This is a genomic window from Niastella sp. (assembly GCF_045805085.1).
Classification (GTDB): domain Bacteria; phylum Bacteroidota; class Bacteroidia; order Chitinophagales; family Chitinophagaceae; genus Niastella.
The window spans coordinates 1-16,922 of record NZ_JBJMLX010000130.1 but is presented as its reverse complement, the minus strand read 5'-3'; the positions used below and the strand labels follow the sequence as shown (position 1 = coordinate 16,922).

Annotated in this window: 16 protein-coding genes and 1 tRNA gene; 11 read left to right on the top strand and 6 right to left on the bottom strand. The window is 42.1% G+C overall.

Annotated elements, in window-relative coordinates:
- Positions 1-122: 122 nt before the first annotated feature.
- On the bottom strand, positions 123-887 hold the full coding sequence (locus tag ACJ751_RS06505) for a LytR/AlgR family response regulator transcription factor (protein WP_407744565.1): 765 nt from the start codon (positions 885-887) through the stop codon (positions 123-125).
- On the bottom strand, positions 868-1,887 hold the full coding sequence (locus ACJ751_RS06500) for a sensor histidine kinase (protein ID WP_407744564.1): 1,020 nt from the start codon (positions 1,885-1,887) through the stop codon (positions 868-870). The genes ACJ751_RS06505 and ACJ751_RS06500 overlap by 20 nt, the downstream gene beginning before the upstream one ends.
- Before the next feature lie 157 nt (positions 1,888-2,044).
- On the opposite strand from ACJ751_RS06500, the gene ACJ751_RS06495 reads away from it, so the two are divergent.
- The 6 genes from ACJ751_RS06495 (at position 2,045) to ACJ751_RS06470 (ending at position 8,756) form a co-directional block, all read left to right on the top strand.
- On the top strand, positions 2,045-2,830 hold the full coding sequence (locus tag ACJ751_RS06495) for a DUF1223 domain-containing protein (RefSeq protein WP_407744563.1): 786 nt from the start codon (positions 2,045-2,047) through the stop codon (positions 2,828-2,830).
- A 36-nt stretch (positions 2,831-2,866) separates the two neighbouring features.
- Positions 2,867-3,658: an alpha/beta hydrolase gene (locus ACJ751_RS06490; RefSeq protein ID WP_407744562.1), complete on the top strand. Its 792-nt coding sequence runs from the start codon at positions 2,867-2,869 to the stop codon at positions 3,656-3,658.
- Between the two features lie 40 nt (positions 3,659-3,698).
- Positions 3,699-4,133: an organic hydroperoxide resistance protein gene (locus ACJ751_RS06485; RefSeq protein WP_407744561.1), complete on the top strand. Its 435-nt coding sequence runs from the start codon at positions 3,699-3,701 to the stop codon at positions 4,131-4,133.
- Between the two features lie 347 nt (positions 4,134-4,480).
- A complete protein-coding gene (locus tag ACJ751_RS06480) occupies positions 4,481-6,274 on the top strand; it encodes an alpha-L-fucosidase (protein WP_407744560.1) in 1,794 nt (597 codons plus the stop codon).
- 5 nt (positions 6,275-6,279) lie between these two features.
- Complete coding sequence (locus tag ACJ751_RS06475; RefSeq protein ID WP_407744559.1) at positions 6,280-7,836, top strand: sialate O-acetylesterase; 1,557 nt, start codon at positions 6,280-6,282, stop codon at positions 7,834-7,836.
- Between the two features lie 434 nt (positions 7,837-8,270).
- Positions 8,271-8,756, top strand: a complete 486-nt coding sequence (locus tag ACJ751_RS06470) for a zeta toxin family protein (protein ID WP_407744558.1) — start codon at positions 8,271-8,273, stop codon at positions 8,754-8,756.
- A 77-nt stretch (positions 8,757-8,833) separates the two neighbouring features.
- Here the strand turns inward: ACJ751_RS06470 and ACJ751_RS06465 are convergent, their stop codons facing one another.
- Both ACJ751_RS06465 and ACJ751_RS06460 read right to left on the bottom strand, forming a co-directional pair.
- On the bottom strand, positions 8,834-9,316 hold the full coding sequence (locus ACJ751_RS06465; protein WP_407744557.1) for a YdeI/OmpD-associated family protein: 483 nt from the start codon (positions 9,314-9,316) through the stop codon (positions 8,834-8,836).
- Between the two features lie 87 nt (positions 9,317-9,403).
- Positions 9,404-10,093 (bottom strand): aspartate/glutamate racemase family protein, encoded by a 690-nt coding sequence (locus ACJ751_RS06460; RefSeq protein ID WP_407744556.1) that lies wholly within the window; start codon positions 10,091-10,093, stop codon positions 9,404-9,406.
- A 240-nt stretch (positions 10,094-10,333) separates the two neighbouring features.
- Here ACJ751_RS06460 and ACJ751_RS06455 point away from each other — a divergent pair.
- The 5 genes from ACJ751_RS06455 (at position 10,334) to ACJ751_RS06435 (ending at position 13,652) form a co-directional block, all read left to right on the top strand.
- A tRNA-Ala gene (locus tag ACJ751_RS06455) sits at positions 10,334-10,407 on the top strand.
- 183 nt (positions 10,408-10,590) lie between these two features.
- Positions 10,591-11,127 (top strand): RNA polymerase sigma factor SigZ, encoded by a 537-nt coding sequence (sigZ, locus tag ACJ751_RS06450; protein WP_407744555.1) that lies wholly within the window; start codon positions 10,591-10,593, stop codon positions 11,125-11,127.
- A 65-nt stretch (positions 11,128-11,192) separates the two neighbouring features.
- Entirely contained in the window at positions 11,193-12,077 is an 885-nt protein-coding gene (locus tag ACJ751_RS06445) for a PhzF family phenazine biosynthesis protein (protein WP_407744554.1), read from the top strand.
- Positions 12,078-12,336: 259 nt separating this feature from the next.
- A complete protein-coding gene (locus ACJ751_RS06440; protein WP_407744553.1) occupies positions 12,337-12,894 on the top strand; it encodes a T9SS type A sorting domain-containing protein in 558 nt (185 codons plus the stop codon).
- Positions 12,895-13,274: 380 nt separating this feature from the next.
- Complete coding sequence (locus tag ACJ751_RS06435; RefSeq protein ID WP_407744552.1) at positions 13,275-13,652, top strand: hypothetical protein; 378 nt, start codon at positions 13,275-13,277, stop codon at positions 13,650-13,652.
- Between the two features lie 62 nt (positions 13,653-13,714).
- Here ACJ751_RS06435 and ACJ751_RS06430 read toward each other — a convergent pair whose 3' ends face one another.
- Together ACJ751_RS06430 and ACJ751_RS06425 are read right to left on the bottom strand one after the other, a co-directional pair.
- The gene (locus tag ACJ751_RS06430; RefSeq protein ID WP_407744551.1) at positions 13,715-14,455 is read right to left on the bottom strand and encodes a hypothetical protein; all 741 of its coding nucleotides are present in this window, start codon (positions 14,453-14,455) and stop codon (positions 13,715-13,717) included.
- A gap of 84 nt (positions 14,456-14,539) precedes the next feature.
- The coding region (locus ACJ751_RS06425; RefSeq protein ID WP_407744550.1) for a carboxypeptidase-like regulatory domain-containing protein at positions 14,540-16,922 on the bottom strand (2,383 nt) is incomplete at its 5' end.

The following is a 16,922-nucleotide window of genomic DNA, read 5'->3' as shown; positions in this document are numbered from 1 at the left end:
AAGGGCAAAGAATTTTGGGAGTTGCAAGATCGTAAAGTATTCTCAAAATTCACGAGCCATTGCCGATTGCCGATTCACGATTCACGAGTATCACGAGCCCTTTCACGTTTCACGATTTGCCTTTATCTATCCCCCAGCCATTCCAGAAAAGCGGTTGTTTTTTCCTTGCCGATCAATAACTCATCGGGGGTGGGAAGCACCAGCTTTACAAACAATTTGCGGGCTGAATAATGCTCTACTTCTTTAATGGCTTTAAAGTTTACCAGGTATTGCCGGTTGAGCCGGTAAAACTGCCGGGGCGATAATTGTTCCTGCACGGTTTCCATCGACTGGGTGAGCGGATAGCTTTGTCCCTGAAAGGTCATGATGGTTGTGGTATCGTACCGGATATGAAAAAAGGCGATCTGTTCGGTTTGAACCGTAATATATTTATTGTCCTTAAAAACCAGGAAGCTTTCTTTGCCTTTATTGGCGGCGCCAATTTTAGCCAGTAACCCGCTCAGATCGGGCTGGGCGTTTTGCTGAAAAAAGTTCTTGAGGTTATCTACTTTCTCAAACGCTTTCTGTACTTCTTCTTTAGAAAAAGGTTTCAGGATATAATCAATGCCGTTAGCCTTGATGGCATCCAGGGCATATTCACCAAAAGCGGTGCAGAAAACTATAGGGCAACGGAGTTGAACACTCTCAAATATTTCAAACGCCAACCCGTCTGACAGTTGAATATCCATAAACACCAGGTCGGGCTGTTCATTGGTAGAAAAAAAGTTAACGGCGCTTTCAACACTTTGTATGCTGGCTACAATGTTTGCGGTAGGTCGTATGGCCGCAATCATGGCGGCAAGTGATTTGGCGGCTTTTATCTCATCTTCAATAATTACTATTCTCATATGCAACGGGAAGTTTTATAGTAAAGTGAGTTTCATTGAGCTCAATGATCACCTTTTTATCTAACAGGTGCAAATATCGTTGTTTGATGTTTTCCAGCCCCACACCTGCCGACGCTTCTTTGGTTCTTTTTAACTGGATCTTGTTCTCCACAACGATGAACTCATTTTCTGAATAGATGCGCACCTTCAATGGTTTGTCTAACGATACTACATTATGCTTTATACAGTTTTCAATCAGCAATTGCAACGTGAACGGCGGTATCCTGGAAGCTAAGTGAGCTTTGTCGATAGTAATGGAAACATCCAGACCATCTTCAAAACGGGCTTTTTGCAAGAAGATATAGGCTTCCAGCGTATTCAATTCTTCCGAAACGGGGATCAGGTCAAGCTTTCTGCTTTCGAGAGTAAAGCGGTAAAAGTCAGACAGCTTTAAAATGAAATCAACCGAATGTTCATCATTGTTCTCCACCATGTATTTCAGCGTATTCAAACTATTGAACAGGAAATGGGGGTTCACCTGTTGTTTTAACAATTCATACTGGGCGGCGAGGTTGTCCATTTTGGTGCGCTCCAGTTCAATACTTACTTTTTGATGCAGGTAATTCTGATACAGGAAGTGAATGAACATATAGAAGGTCACATTCACCAGTACACCTCTTACTTCGATCATCAACATGGTGGGACCAAAATCCAGGTGCGAGATCAACACCTGTTGCAACAGCGCCAGTAAGAACATAACGCCCACTCCCGTAACCAGGCTTATAATAAGGCGGGTTACAGAAAACCCTTTGGCAATATCCCGGTGGGTGTATTGGGGAAGCGTATAGATATTGTAATACCACACGAACAGGGCGAACAGCGCGGTAACGCTGCAATTGACCACTGTTTCAAACAGGTTGAAATGCTGTTCCGCAATTTTGGGAACAGCCATCAGCAGGCCCAGCACCAGTGAGCTAAGCCAGATGACCTTATTGGAAATGGTGAAGTTTTTTGTGCTCATTTGATGGGTCAAAAGTAGAATTAAATGGCTGATTATTGACGTCCTTAATTGCCTGGTTCAGGTGCCAAAATGCCTAACCGGGCATTTTATCGGTTTTTATCCGGCGGGTTTGTCGTCAATTTGTGGAACAAACAACAAACACACAAAAACAAATTATATGAACTGGACAAAAATAAAAAAGATGGCAGGCTGTGTAGCCGTAGCAGGAGTGACTGTATGTTCCCTTTCATTAAATGTGGCATGCCAAACGCCGGTTGCCGAAAAGCGGGATCAACAACCAGCAACAGGTGATAACAAGGGATTTGCCCTGGTAGAATTGTACACGTCGGAAGGCTGTTCAAGTTGTCCGCCGGCCGATCAGTTAATGGAAAAACTGCAACTGGAAAATGCCGGCAAACCGGTGTATGTGGTAGCATTCCATGTTGATTACTGGAACCAGCTGGGCTGGAAAGATAAATTCAGTGCCGCCGAATTCACGGCTCGTCAACGTCAGTATTCCGACTGGATGAAACTGGAAACGATCTATACCCCACAGGTGGTAGTGAATGGAGTAAGTGAGTATGTAGGTTCCAATGAACGGTCGATTGTAAAAGCGATCGATGCCTCCCTGAACCGGGCTACAGATAACGCCCTCACTTTAAAGGGTAGGGCAGATAGCGGCAAAGTACAGGTAGCGTACGAGGTTACCGGTTCAACAAAGAATAAAGCGTTGTACCTGGCGCTGGTTCAAAAGAAAGCAAGCTCGCATGTAATGGCCGGGGAGAACGAAGGCCGCCAGTTATCGCATGTACAGATCGTTCGGGAACTGATACCTGTAGATATTACAAACAAAAGTACGACCATCAATTTACCTGCAACACTGCAACAGGAAGGCTGGGAATTGATCGGCTTTGTTCAGAATAAAGGCAATGGCAGTATAACCGCCGCCGCCAGAATGAATTAATTAAAACTACTACTTCACTATTAACACAAACTTAAAATGAAACACCTGTTATTACAACCCAAACGCATTTACTTACTGACTTGCATGACCGTATCGCTGTTCCTGCTGTTGGCGGTTCAAACCATGGCAGAACCAACACCCGGACCTATAAAAAATATCGTGATCGTACACGGCGCTTTTGCAGACGGTTCAGGTTTTAAAGGATTGTATAAGATCTTAACAAAGAAAGGATATCATGTAACTATTGTTCAGAACCCGCTTACTTCTTTGAAAGACGATGTGGATGCCACGTTGCGCACGCTCGACAAACAGGATGGGCCTACAATACTGGTAGGACACTCCTGGGGTGGAACGGTGATAACGGAAGCAGGCGTACATCCAAAAGTAGCGGCCCTGGTATACATCTCCGCATTTTTACCTGAAGTGGGTGAAACAACAGGTCAGCTGGCTATGTCATTGCCAATGGTAGGCGAAGGCGGCATTTTACCACCCGATGATAAAGGCGTAGTGTATTTCGACAGAGCAAAATTTCACGCAGGATTTGCCGCCGATGTAAGCCAGGAGGAAGCAGATTTTATGAGCGACTCACAAGTACCCATTTTCGCAGCCTGTTTTGGCGCCCCTGTTACCAATGCCGCCTGGAAAATAAAACCAGCTTATGGTATTGTAGCAACAGAAGATAAAGCCCTTAACCCTGCAATAGAACGAAACATGTACGAACGCGCTAAAGCGAAGATCACCGAAATAAAAGGCAGTCACGTTATATTCATTTCGCAACCGAATGCTGTTGCCAATGTGATCATTGACGCAGCCAATGCACAGAAATAAATTCAGTAAACAATCAGATAACAAGTAAAAAATTATAAAAATGGAAACTTTAGCATTCCCAGGAACACAAGTTGAGAAAGTATTATATACCGGGAAAACACATACTACTGGCGGCCGGGATGGCGCTGCTAAAAGTAGTGACGGTAATTTAAATGTAAAGTTGACGACACCTGGAAAAGGCGATGGAACAAACCCCGAACAATTGTTTGCCGCCGGATGGTCAGCCTGTTTCATTGGCGCCATGAATATTGCCGCTAACAAAATGCGCATTCAATTACCGGCTGATACAGCCATCGATGCAGAAGTAGATCTGGGTACTGCCAGTGGCGGATTTCTGATACAGGCGCGGTTGACTATAAGCCTGCCTCGTTTGGACCCTGAAGTTGCGCAACAATTGATTGAAGCGGCACACGCAACCTGTCCGTACTCAAAAGCTACCCGCGGTAATATTAATGTAACGATCAATCTGGTGTAAGGTTTCATGGCTATACAACAGGGCTGTCCCGATATATCGGGCGGCCCTTGTTTTTTTGGTGGCAGCGGTTCTTAAATTGAAAATTGGGTGCATCCCAGAAAACCGGTAGATGATCCATCATGGTAAACAGGTAATCTTCTAAAAGCTTGTAGAATTAAGAGAAGAGAACGAAGCCGAAAAGATCACAATCACAAGTGGATTGATGAAAAGTTGCGCGTTGTAATAATAGTTTAGTCCCGTTAAATTTGGAAACTATGCGCTGACTAAAACTTATGGAGTAAGCATTGTTTAATGAAATGCCAAGCGGAACCCTTGGCCGGCCGGTTAAATTTATTTATTTGCGCTTTATGAAAACAAGGATTGTTTGCCTGCCAATCGCTGTATTATTGTTTGCCATGAACCACGCTGCCTGCTATGGACAGTCAATGGAACAAATGTGGGACACCACATCAAACAAAAAGCAGCAACCCAATGCTCAATGGTTCAAGGAAGCGAAGTTTGGACTCTTCATTCATTGGGGCCTCTATTCAAAACTCGCCGGGAGCTGGAAAGGGAAAAGGTACTATGGAAGTGGTGAATGGATCATGAATGTGGCAAAAATACCGGTACGGGAATACGAAAAAGTGGCGGCAGATTTTAATCCGGTGAATTTTAACGCAACGAAATGGGCTATGCTTGCCCGGGAAGCAGGTATAAAATACCTGGTGATCACCGCCAAGCATCACGAAGGGTTTGCCATGTTCGACTCAAAAGTAAGCGACTACAATATTGTGAAAGCAACGCCTTATAAAAACGACCCCATGAAGGCGCTTGCTGAAGCCACCCGCAAACAAGGCATCCGGTTTGGTTTTTATTACTCGCAGTTTGTTGATTGGCACGAACCAAATGGTGGAAAGAACACCTGGGATTTTGACGAAAGTAAAAAGGATTACCAGCTTTACTATCAGCAAAAAGCCATTCCGCAGTTAAAAGAACTTTTGACTAATTATGGTCCGCTGGGAATTGTTTGGTTTGACCTGCCTGGCGGACTTACAAAGCAGGAAACGCAGTCGTTGGTAGACAGTCTTCATAAGCTGCAGCCACAAAGTTTATTCAGCAGCCGGGTGGGGCAGGGGCTTGGTGATTACAAGGATTTTGGTGATTCTGAAATTCCTCCGGTACCCATCAACGATCTTTGGGAGTCGATTTACACACACAATGATTCCTGGGGATATATCAGGCACGATATGAACTTTAAATCGTCGAAAGAGATCATTCAGTTGCTTGCAAAAGTAGCTTCCAGGGGCGGTAACCTGATGTTGAACATAGGGCCAGATGGTGAAGGAAACATTCCCTACTATTCTGTAAAATATTTAAAAGAGACCGGCAGGTGGTTGCAGGCGAATGGGGAAAGCATTTACGGTACAGAATATGGATTTGTTCCGGCACAGCCATGGGGGGTAACTACCCGCAAGGGAAGCAAACTCTTTCTGCATGTTTTTAATCGGCCCAAAGATGGAAAATTATTGGCGCCCGGTTTTCCCAATGCTGTTCGAAGCGTATATTCCCTGGCAGATAAAAAAAGCCTGGCATGGAAGAAAACGAATACAGACCTGATCATAAACCTCCCGGCATTTAAATCAGATGCCCCTTCAACTGTATTTGTTATTGAATACGCAGGCGGGGCGCCTTCCTACGATGCAAAAGCACCTGTTACAATTTCGTCGCAATTTGAAACAAATACCGTGGAGGCCATCAAGGCAACCACTTGGGGTGAAGCAGCCATCAAAAGCATCACCTTCAGTCATTATTATGGCGACTGGAAACACGAGACCTGCATTACCGGCATGAAAGCACCGGGCGATTCAACCACCTTCTCTATCAGAGTAACTCAGCCAGGCGATTACAGCGTAATTTTAGATTATTCCTGCGGACGGGAAAGCGCCGGGCAGGAAGGAAGAGTAACCCTGAATGGCAATGAGTTTTTATTTAAAACGCTTCGCACTTCGGAGTATGACAAAGCTGCCCCGCTTCTTTTTATAAAGAAGCCGGTTGCAATTGTCAATTTTACAAAAGCAGGCGTATATTCATTGAACATTCATCCTATTCAGCAAGGCCCGGAATTATTTAAGCTGAAGTCGGTTATTTTGGAACCCATGTGATAATTATGATCAGAAAATATGTATATACAGCCTGCGTTAGTATACTAATGCTGCTATTCGTTACGCGTGTTGAAAAAACGCATGCAGCCATTACCCTCCCGGCGATTATTACCGACAGCATGGTATTACAGCAAAGATCGGCAGCTGCCCTTTGGGGTTGGGCAAAAGCTGGAGAGAAAATTGAGATCACGAATGATTGGGATCACCGCAAGGTAAAAACTATAGCTGATAAAAACGGAACCTGGCAGGTTCGTATTAAAACAGGAATTGCCGGCGGTCCTTATACAATCACCATCAGGGGTGAAAACACCATTACGATCAAAGATGTATACCTGGGCGAAGTATGGTTGTGTTCGGGTCAGTCGAATATGAATTTTCCCCTGGGGAAAGGAGAAAGCTGGCGCACAGGCGTGTTTAATTGTGAAGCTGAAATAGCGAAGGCGAATTATACCACCATACGCCTGTTTACAGTGAAGCAGGAAGTTGCCAATGAACCACAAAAAGATGTAAAAGGAAAATGGAACTCCTGCACGTCATCGGTAGCGGCGGGTTTTTCTGCCGTGGCTTATTATTTTGCAAGAGAAATTCAGAAAGAAACAGGTTTCCCTATAGGTTTAATTCATTCATCCTGGGGCGGAACGCCAGCAGAATCCTGGACCAGGAAGGATACATTACAGGGAAATCATGCATTGCTTCCCATTCTGCAAGGCTATGAGGAAGCCATAAAGAAATTTCCTGCCGATGAGAAAGCGTATGCTGTTGAGTTGGAAAAATGGAAACGGGGATTGGATTCTATAACGCAACAGGGGGGGAAGGCCACGCCTATGCCAAAGAAGCCTGTAGACCCCCTTACCGATTCCAAATCTCCATCAACGCTTTATAACGCCATGATACATCCGCTGATCCCTTTTACCATCAAGGGTGTGATCTGGTATCAGGGCGAATCAAATTCAGACAGGCCGTGCGAATACCAAAAGTTGTTTCCGGCATTGATCAACAGTTGGAGAAAGGAATGGAATACTGATTTCCCTTTTTATTTTGTTGAAATAGCACCGCATTATCAGAAGATCCCTGAGATCAGGGAAGCTCAGTTGTATACCTATAAAACAGTTTCCCGGACAGGGCTTGTTGTTATTACTGATTATGGCGATTCGTTGAATATACATCCAAGGAACAAAGAAGTAGTTGGACACCGGTTGGCCTTATGGGCATTGGCAAAGGACTATGGCAAAAAAGAAATTGTTTATTCAGGGCCTATTTACAGATCCATGAATATAGAAGGCAATAAGGTTGTCATTCACTTTGATTATGCCGATGGCGGGTTGGTTGCAAAAGAAGGCACATTGAAAGAGTTTGCCATTGCCGGTAGTGATAAACAGTTTATGAAAGCGAATGCCACGATCGAAGGTGACAAGGTTATTGTTTGGAGCGACATGGTGAAGCAGCCGGAAGCCGTAAGATTTGGATGGCGGAACTTTCCGCATGCGGAATTGTATAACAAGGCGGGGTTGCCTGCATCGCCCTTTAGCACCGGCGGGCTTATGGCTTATCCCTGCCAATAATGAAATTGTGATAAGTGGGCTCATGGATACGAGGTTTATTAATTACAAAGATCCTGGTTTTTTTATTAAGGGGCCTGGTAACCCAATTTGACGAGTGGGTTGATAAAAGAGTTGTGCATTGTAAGTCAGTGGGTTATGGTGTCGTTTAAAACGGAATAAATTTGTTATTTTTGTTAGACAAATTCTGTGAATCATGGACTCTAACGGGCAGAAATACTGGTTTGAATTAACTGCGGAAGAAAAGGAAAACAGGTTAAGAGAAGCTTTAGTAGAAGAAATGGAAAAAACTAAGGCAATGAACCTGCCTGTCATTTATCGAAATGAATTGTGTATAAAACCCAATATGTTCATTCATAAATACCCCAACGGTCACACCGTTCTCATTGAACTAAATACTCCAACTCTGAAATAAAAGTAATTAAGGTCTTACAACAATGAGTAATCCTGTTCTTTTTATAGTAGCAGAACCAAATGGCTCAGGTAAGAGTCTTTTCTCGAAAAAATTAACAACATCAGAACTTGAAGTTTTTGATGGGGATAAGCACATGGCGGCTTTGATAAAAAAATACCCTGAAACGGGTAGTGAAGCGCTGTGGTCATTTATCAATGAGAATATTTTTGAAAGTCAAAAAAGAGAAGTGTTAGCCTCCCGCGTAAATTATGCTTTCGAAACCAACTTTAGTTCGCCGGATCCAATGAAGACTGCGAGGGAGTTTAAAAATGTTGGATACGATATTCACCTTATGTTTATGGGACTTAATTCATTAGAAGAGTCTATGCAAAGGGTGGTGCATCGTGTAACTAAAGGTGGACATAACGTGTCAGAAGCTCAAAGGCGCGACAGAAATATAGAATTTGTTATCAACGTGATAGTATTTATATTTATCTACATAATGAACAGAATCATTCTGGCAGAATGATTTAGAACTTACAAAGATAAAAAGGATAATGATGGAAATCGGTTTAAGGGAATGCATGGGTAGGGTATTTTAGTGTATTAAGGTTTCTCTCTACCAATAAAATTACCATTGCCGGTTAAAAAGTCAATGGCCCTTTTAACGTTTCTGTCTAAGCTTTCTGCTGTTTTTAAATTAGCGATGTATCTTACTATCTCTTTTTTCCTGGAAGGAGGGAGACTGTCGAACATCTTTTTCGCGGCAGTATTTTCCTTTAAGGCCTTTACCAGTTTGGGATGAGGTTTTATTGTTCTGTTTGCCGGATCGAATTCAATACATAGTTCTATTTTTTCTCCAATCCTTTCCGGCGACTTTTTAAGCATGGTAGTGTTGATGTATAACCGCCAAGCGCCTTTGTACTTTACCAGCGTTTGTTTATAGGCTTTATCATTGACAGTACCCTTGATGGGAATGTATCCCGTTTCTTTCCCAGCGTGTATGAAGATTTGTTTTAATATTCTGTCGGGCACAAATACAAAGGGATTGATTCCAATGAGTTCTATTGTCGCCTTGAATTTATGCATAGATAACAGCTGTTATACTGCTAAAATAGCTTATAATAGTGGAACCTAATAATAGAAACCTTATGGCGGCACCATACCTGAGTGGGTTTAATCAAGCGCAAAAGCTACTGCCGCTTTTGCATGAATAAGTGTAGTGTCAAAAGTGGTGACGGAAACGCTTGCATCCTTCAGCAAAATAGGGATTTCAGTGCAGGCATACACGACGCCTTCAGCGCCTTCTGAAATAAGTCGGTTGATGATTTCAAGATGAGTAGTCATTGATGATCCAGTAAAAACGCCTTTTACCATTTCATTCAGGATGCTATTATGGATGAAATTTCGTTCTATTTCATAAGGAACGATGGTGGTAATACCATGATCAGCGAGCGCATCTTTATAAAAAGAATTTTCCATGGTAAACCTCGTGCCAAGGAGTGCTACTTTTTTAATGCCGGTTTCTTTTATGGCTTTGGCAGTTACTTCCGCGATATGAATTAAAGGCAGCTGTGCCGCTTGCTTGATTTTATCAGCGATCAGGTGGGGAGTGTTAGCTGCCAGTACGATGCAGTTGGCACCAGCTTCTTTCAGTTTAACAGCAATATCTATATAAATGCGGCTGATATTATCCCAGTCGTTTACGTCGAGTAGTGGTTTAATTTCACCGAAGTTAAGCGAATAAAGGATCAGCTTTGCGGCATGAACGCCACCGAGTTTTTCATTGATCAATTCATTGATAAGTCTGTAGTAATCTACTGCTGACACCCAGCCGGTGCCGCCTATGAGTCCTAGTGTTTTCATTACAGCTAATTTAATGTAAATAGATCTGTAATGATTGGATAAGCTGTGACCGGGAATACAGCGTCAAATCCTGTTATTGATTTTCCAGGTAATTTTTTTGGTGAGAAAGTAAGATAGCTCTATATTTGCAAACTCTAAAATAATCAACTTTTTCATAGTAGGTTGATTATCCAGGAGATTAGCTCGGTTGGCTAGAGCATCCCGACGTGTCGGGAAGGTCACAGTTCAACTACGATAAATGGGGAATTAGCTCAGTTGGCTAGAGCGCTTGCATGGCATGCAAGAGGTCACCGGTTCGACTCCGGTATTCTCCACTCTCATTCGCCGGAGCCTTAACGAAGGCGGAAAGAAACTTTCAAAGGTCTGCAGCAATGCGGGCCTTTTTTTATTTGCAGAGCCTTTAGAAGAAAGGGAATTACTTTTGCATCTGATAAAGACTTACCCATTCACCACCAAGAAATAACTTGCCATATTCTGTTTGAATTTAACTTAAAACCATGAACATACAAATTCAAGAAATATGGACAGACTTATACCTGGAACTGAAAAAATTTATTTCAGGTAAGGTTAAGGACGTTGACACTACCGAAGATATTCTTCAAGACGTTTTCCTGAAGATTCAACTTAATATCCATACACTTAACGACTGCACTAAACTTACGGCCTGGGTTTATCAAATAACAAGAAACACAATTGCCGATCATTACCGTAAAACAACCAATTCAATAATTCAGATTGATGGTGTTGACCTGGCAGAACAAGATAGCGAAGAGCCTCTATATCATTCTTTAAATAATTGTATCAATCAGAAAATAAATAAGTTATCTGATAAATACAAGCAAGCGATACTACTTACATATTTAAAAGATTACGCTCAAATTGAATTAGCGGAAGAACTAAATATATCTTATTCAGGAGCGAAAACGAGGGTACAACGGGGCAGAGAAAAGCTGAAAGACCTTATCTTGAATTGTCCAAACGTTGAAACAGACAGTAAGGGAAATCTTATTGCATATGAGCCTCCCAAAAAATAAAAATGCGTCTTTTTTGCCTTCACCACGTCCATAGAGTATAAATGGTAACAAACTAAAAAACAAGTATGGACAATTCTAAAAAAATTGAAGTGCAGATCCTTAATGCCTTTGTTGATAATAATAAGGGTGGAAATCCGGCAGGGGTTGTTTTAAATGCGGATAATCTTACAAATGAACAGAAATTAAAAATTGCAAAAAAAGTAGGCTTATCAGAAACTGCCTTTGTTTCAAAATCAGAAATTGCCGACTTTAAACTTGATTTTTTTACTCCTACCCGTCAAATTGCTCATTGCGGGCATGCCACAATAGCAACATTTTCATATTTATCGCAGTCAGGGTTAATTAAGAACACGCTTTCTTCCAAAGAAACGATCGACGGGATAAGAGAAATTTTATTAAAGGATGATCTGGCATTTATGGAGCAGAAAGCACCTTTATATACGAATGTTGACAAGCAGGAAGAACAAATTTTAAGATCATTAGGCCTAACTAAAAGTGATCTTTTAAAAGAGACTCCAATTTTATTGGTCAATACAGGAAACTCGTTTGTACTGGTTCCTGTTAAAAGTGCCGAGATTTTAAAAAATATCAAACCAGACTACGCCTTAATATCACAAATAAGTGACGAATTGAATTTGATCGGCTATTATGTTTTTTGTACTGAAACCAGTAGCCCGATAAGGGATGCAACTACAAGAATGTTTGCGCCCAGGTATGGAATAGCGGAAGAAGCTGCTACAGGAATGGCAGCAGGACCACTTGCTTGCTATTTTTTTGACATACTTGGAATAAAAAAAGACCGGATGCTAATTGAACAGGGTTGGTTTATGGGACAACCATCGCAAAGTTTAATTATTGCGGATTTATCGCTGGACAACGGAAAAATCACAAAAATTATGGTAGGGGGGAAAGGCATACTAATGACATCATTGTCAGTAGAAATCGCCTGACCGGATGCAATAGGTCACCGGTTCGACTCCGGTAGTCACCATGAAATTGTAAAACGGATACGGTTATGCTATTACCGAAAACGGGCAGGATTTTATCCGTATTTCCATCGATGCCGCTACTGGTCTTCCTATAATCAATCGGTTAGGGGCGCTTATTAATGATTCGGCCAATGGTACGCATGATATACTTGGAGAAACTTCCGGAGATATTTGCAGCGACGGCGCAGGCAGAGTGTATTTTGTTCCTAATTCTGGCAACGTGTACACGATAGATCCTGCTACAAAAGTAGCTACTTATTACGGCACAATAAGCGGCATGCCCGTAGCTTGCAACTCGGTAGCCATGACTGCCGATGGCCATCTATACATTGGAGGCGGCTATCAGGCCGTATTCGAGGTAACACTATCAACCCTCTCCGCTATTCAGGTTAATAGTAGTACGTTAAATGTTTACAGGTCTGGCGACTATGCCAGTTGTTCCTTTGCTGTACAACCAGCAAGGGTATCAACAGGAGGTGTAATACTCAGCGATAAAGTCGATCCTATTTTACTTGATCAACATGTAGCGATACAGGTAAATCCCAATCCGTTCCTGCAGGATCTGACGTTGACAATACAGTTGAACAAGGCAGAACCTGTACGGATACGCCTCATTGATTTTTATGGAAGAAGCGTATTAACAGCATCTCAAAAGCTAGGAGCTGGCGTAAATACATTGCAAGTATCTGTGCCTGCAGGTTTAAGCAAGGGAATTTATGTATTGGAACTTTCTGCTGGAAATAACCGGTTATTGCAGAAAAAACTTATTAAGCAATAAGATTCATTCAAAGTAATCGATTCCTGCATAAAAATTACAAGCTGTCTCCTATGTTTGCAAAAACATGGAGCCGGCTTTTTTCCTTTATAGCGCTACTTCAGTGTAAAAGAACTAAGGAAATTCCGGAGAGAAAATATATGGACTGATATATTCGCATACCATTGTTTCACAGTATATGGGCGATTATAAAAATTCTATATTTGGTTCGACAATTTGCCGGCGGACTTCAGAATTAATATCCTGCAGATCATTTTATTTTAATCCAGCCAAATATTCCATTTTGACAATCTGCCGGTGGGCCCCACATCTTTCAATGGTCTGTGCGGGCCTTGGCTAGCGTTCGGACATTAGTTAAATTGGGAGTAATTATAACCACCTTTATGATAGCACCTTTTCCATTATATGTAGACGAGATTAGCCCAGATAAATTAAAAGCAACAGTATCGAATGGAAGCAAAGTATTTCATAACCTTAAAATGATGGCATTGGACATGCCAGTCTCATTCATGCCCAGTAAAGAAACTGTCATAATGCCTGTTGGTAAGTTTATTTGCATGCTGATATGGAACAATGGCAACAGGGGCATGGTCTTTCTCGATTTAAAAAACAATGGGAAATTGGCAGAGAAAATGGCTGAAAAGCTTAACCATATTGAGCTTCAGGATAGTTTTATGCAGGTGTATACGGAGATTATAAGCCATCCTGAAAATCACAAAAAGTTCAGACTGGTGTTAGGAAATGCTGAAGATCTTAGATAACAATGCCCCTTGCATTTCAAACAAGGGGCATTGTAATTCAGAAGAGGTAACATCAACAAGCATCACTTATTCGTCACCTGTAAACGACTAACCTGAACCAGTAAGGAGTCATTATTCTGCAACATTCCATTTGTGATAGCCGCATTAAAATAATTTGGCATGGGGGCGGCCTCATTAATTAATATGCTACAGTTACTTACCAGGCAATATTTTATTAAAGGAAGATAATAGTCTTTACCGGAAATTATTATAGGGTACTGCTTGCGATATTTTTTACAATTACCGCCTGCTGCATTGCAAATACTATATGGATTGTACTGTGGCACCTGATTATACAATACCATGCAATGACCAAACAGTTGGCTTTCGGGACCAGGCATATTGGTAGAATCCAAAGGTGAGAGCATCATTTGTGTGTCGGTTTTACTAACGATCTCCATAATCGTGTCTTTCAGTTTTACCTTATTACCATCGAGAAAAGTAAGACTTAATGCGCTGTTGTTATAGCTTACAGATGATTGTCCATAAGCAAATACAGACGTATACTCAGGGAAATTGCGGGTCATAAAGTTCTTGATTAGTTGAACATCCCGATGTGCGCCATTTGTGGTGTACAGCACCAGATCATCTATCAATAAAGTGTTACCTGGTTTGTATGTATTGGGGTTCTTTGTTGTGTCTGGCTGATTTCCATTGGGGTTTGTTGGTGGATTAATTGCAGGCATATCTGTTGAGCTGTCTTTGCCACAGGCGCCAAAAATCACTAATGAAATTAATGCCACTACCAGGTTTCTTATTGTCATGTTTTACTATTTGCATATACAACCTGGCTTTTTGAATTATTCCTATTGGGGAGATGAAAAATTTAAAAAAATATTCAGATATGGTTAAAGTCTAATATTATACGCAATATACCAGGTGTATTTGAAAAGCTGGTCGGGGAACAGGTCAATAGTATAATCGTTATTACTGGCGGTTGAAAATTTGGTGGTGTATTCATCTGTGTGATCCGTAATATGAACACCGGCACTTAGTTGTTGGCTGAATTTTTTCCACGGCTTCAGGTACCAGGTAGCATTAATATTTACACGGTTAAAAACTTTTCCCCGGTAAGGTTTGAAGGCTGTATTGTTCATTTCTTCATCAGGGTTTGAAGGAATGGCTGTGGGAATCGTGATCCAGTCGCCGGTATGAAAATGCCACAGCAGGCTTATTTCAAATGTTGGTTTTGGCTGATAACTGAACAACCAGTTCAGGTTATGACGCCGGTCGTATCGGTATGGTTGTCGATGGCCATTTTGTATGCTATCAAACCGGCGCCAGCTCCATGAAATGGTATAAGATAAAAGCGTTTTCCATTTGCGGAACTTTCTTTCGGCCACCAGTTCTGCACCATAACTTTCACCATTGCCTGTTATCAACTTGTTTTCAATGGAGTCATTGTAAAAAAGAACATTGGCTTTTTCTGAAAAGTTAACCAGGTGATCAATGGTTTTATAATAAACGTCGGCATTGAAGTTTATAAGGCGGTTGTTCTTATATTGATATCCGAGATTGATCATGTTGCTGATAACCGGCTGAAAGTTGCTGTTGGCGGGTAACCATATTTCCCGGTTTATACCCGGGTAAGGACTGGTAACCTGGTGCAATACCTGGCCTGTTTGAGAATACGAACCACTCAATTGTTGTTGATTATTTAATCTGTAACTGGCAAAAAATCGGGGTTGCAATGACTGGTTATTATATGTCTTTGCGGTATAGGCGTTGGCATACAATCCCGGTCTAAGCAATAAGTTATTACCTACCCGGATCTCATTTTCATACCAGAGCGCTACATTATTAAAAGACAATACGGGCTGGGCTGAATACTGCAAATAGTCTTCTTCAAAATCCGTGGTGACAAGGGTTTTATATGGGGAAATTACTATATGCTCAAACTGCCCGCCAAACTGGAATTGCAGGTTGGGCGATGCTGTTAATTCAACAGCTGTTTTTGCTTCAAACCGCGTTCCCTTTTCGTAATTATTGAATGCGGTGATTTTGTACAGTGGTATTCCTCCGGTAGAAGTGTTTGTAAATGCATATTTCAACCCAACGAAATTGTCAAAATTGCTTGAATTCAGCGAGGTGTTAACAAACGAACGCTTCCCCGTCACCAGGTTCCAGTTAACGGTAAACAAACCATTGCTCCATTTTTGCAGATAGCCGTTATTGTCCTGGGTCAGCTGCAGGCGATCATTACCGGTATAACCACTTATCAGCAGTTTGTTGTTCTTATTGAACTGATGGGTGAGTTTAACATGGAAATCTCCAAACAGCGCGTCATAAGCAAGTATGTCTTTAGTGGCGTCACCCAGACTGCTTCGGCCGGCAATCATCAGGGCCGTTCGGTTTTTTGTCAACGGACCTTCAACAGTAATGGCACCCGAGGTAAGGCCGCCCTCTGCTTCGCCATGCCATTCCTCCATATTTCCATCTTTGGTTTGGATAGCTGTAATAGAAGATACTGCACCGCCGTACCGGCCTGGAAAATCATTTTTATATTGTTTTACCGATTTTACGCTGGTATTGTTTACAACCGCTATTTCCCCTAATAAATGCGCGGGATTAAATACGCGGTTACCATCCAACAGAAAAAGATTTTCTCCTGGTTCTCCGCCCCGAACAATTAATTGACCTCCTGTTTCCTGGGTTTCCATATTTCCTGGTAACAAATAAACCGCTCGTACCGGATCGGTTTGGCCAAGCATATTACTATACATGCTGGTTTGTTCTTTATCCAGCTTATTGCCCGCATCGCGCTTCAACGTATTCACCGTGTTTACCTGTACTTCCGGTAACAATGCCGATGTCAGGGGTAGGTTAAAACGGGTATTGTGTTGCAGTTCTACTTCAATAGTTCTGGTATTACATCCCGAGAAAGAAACTTCTATTGTGTGGGTGCCTGCAGGAAGGCTCAGGCTATAGAATCCTGCTGTATTTGATTCGCACAGTACACCGGTTGCCGGTTCCCGAATGCTGGCAAAGGGCAACGGTTCCAGACTACCTTGCTGTTGAATAAAACCGAACAGCACATATTTTTCAAGCAGGGCCCCTGGCGGCAAAGGCTCAGCAGCGGATATTATAATTATTTTATCATTGCGCTCAATGACAGCTACCTTTTGTCCTTTCAGGATCACAGTAAGCACGGCGCCAATGGTGGTTTCGCCGGCAGGCAATGTAAGCCGTTGCGTATTATCGAGCAGGGTGGGAGAAAATTCAATATTTACC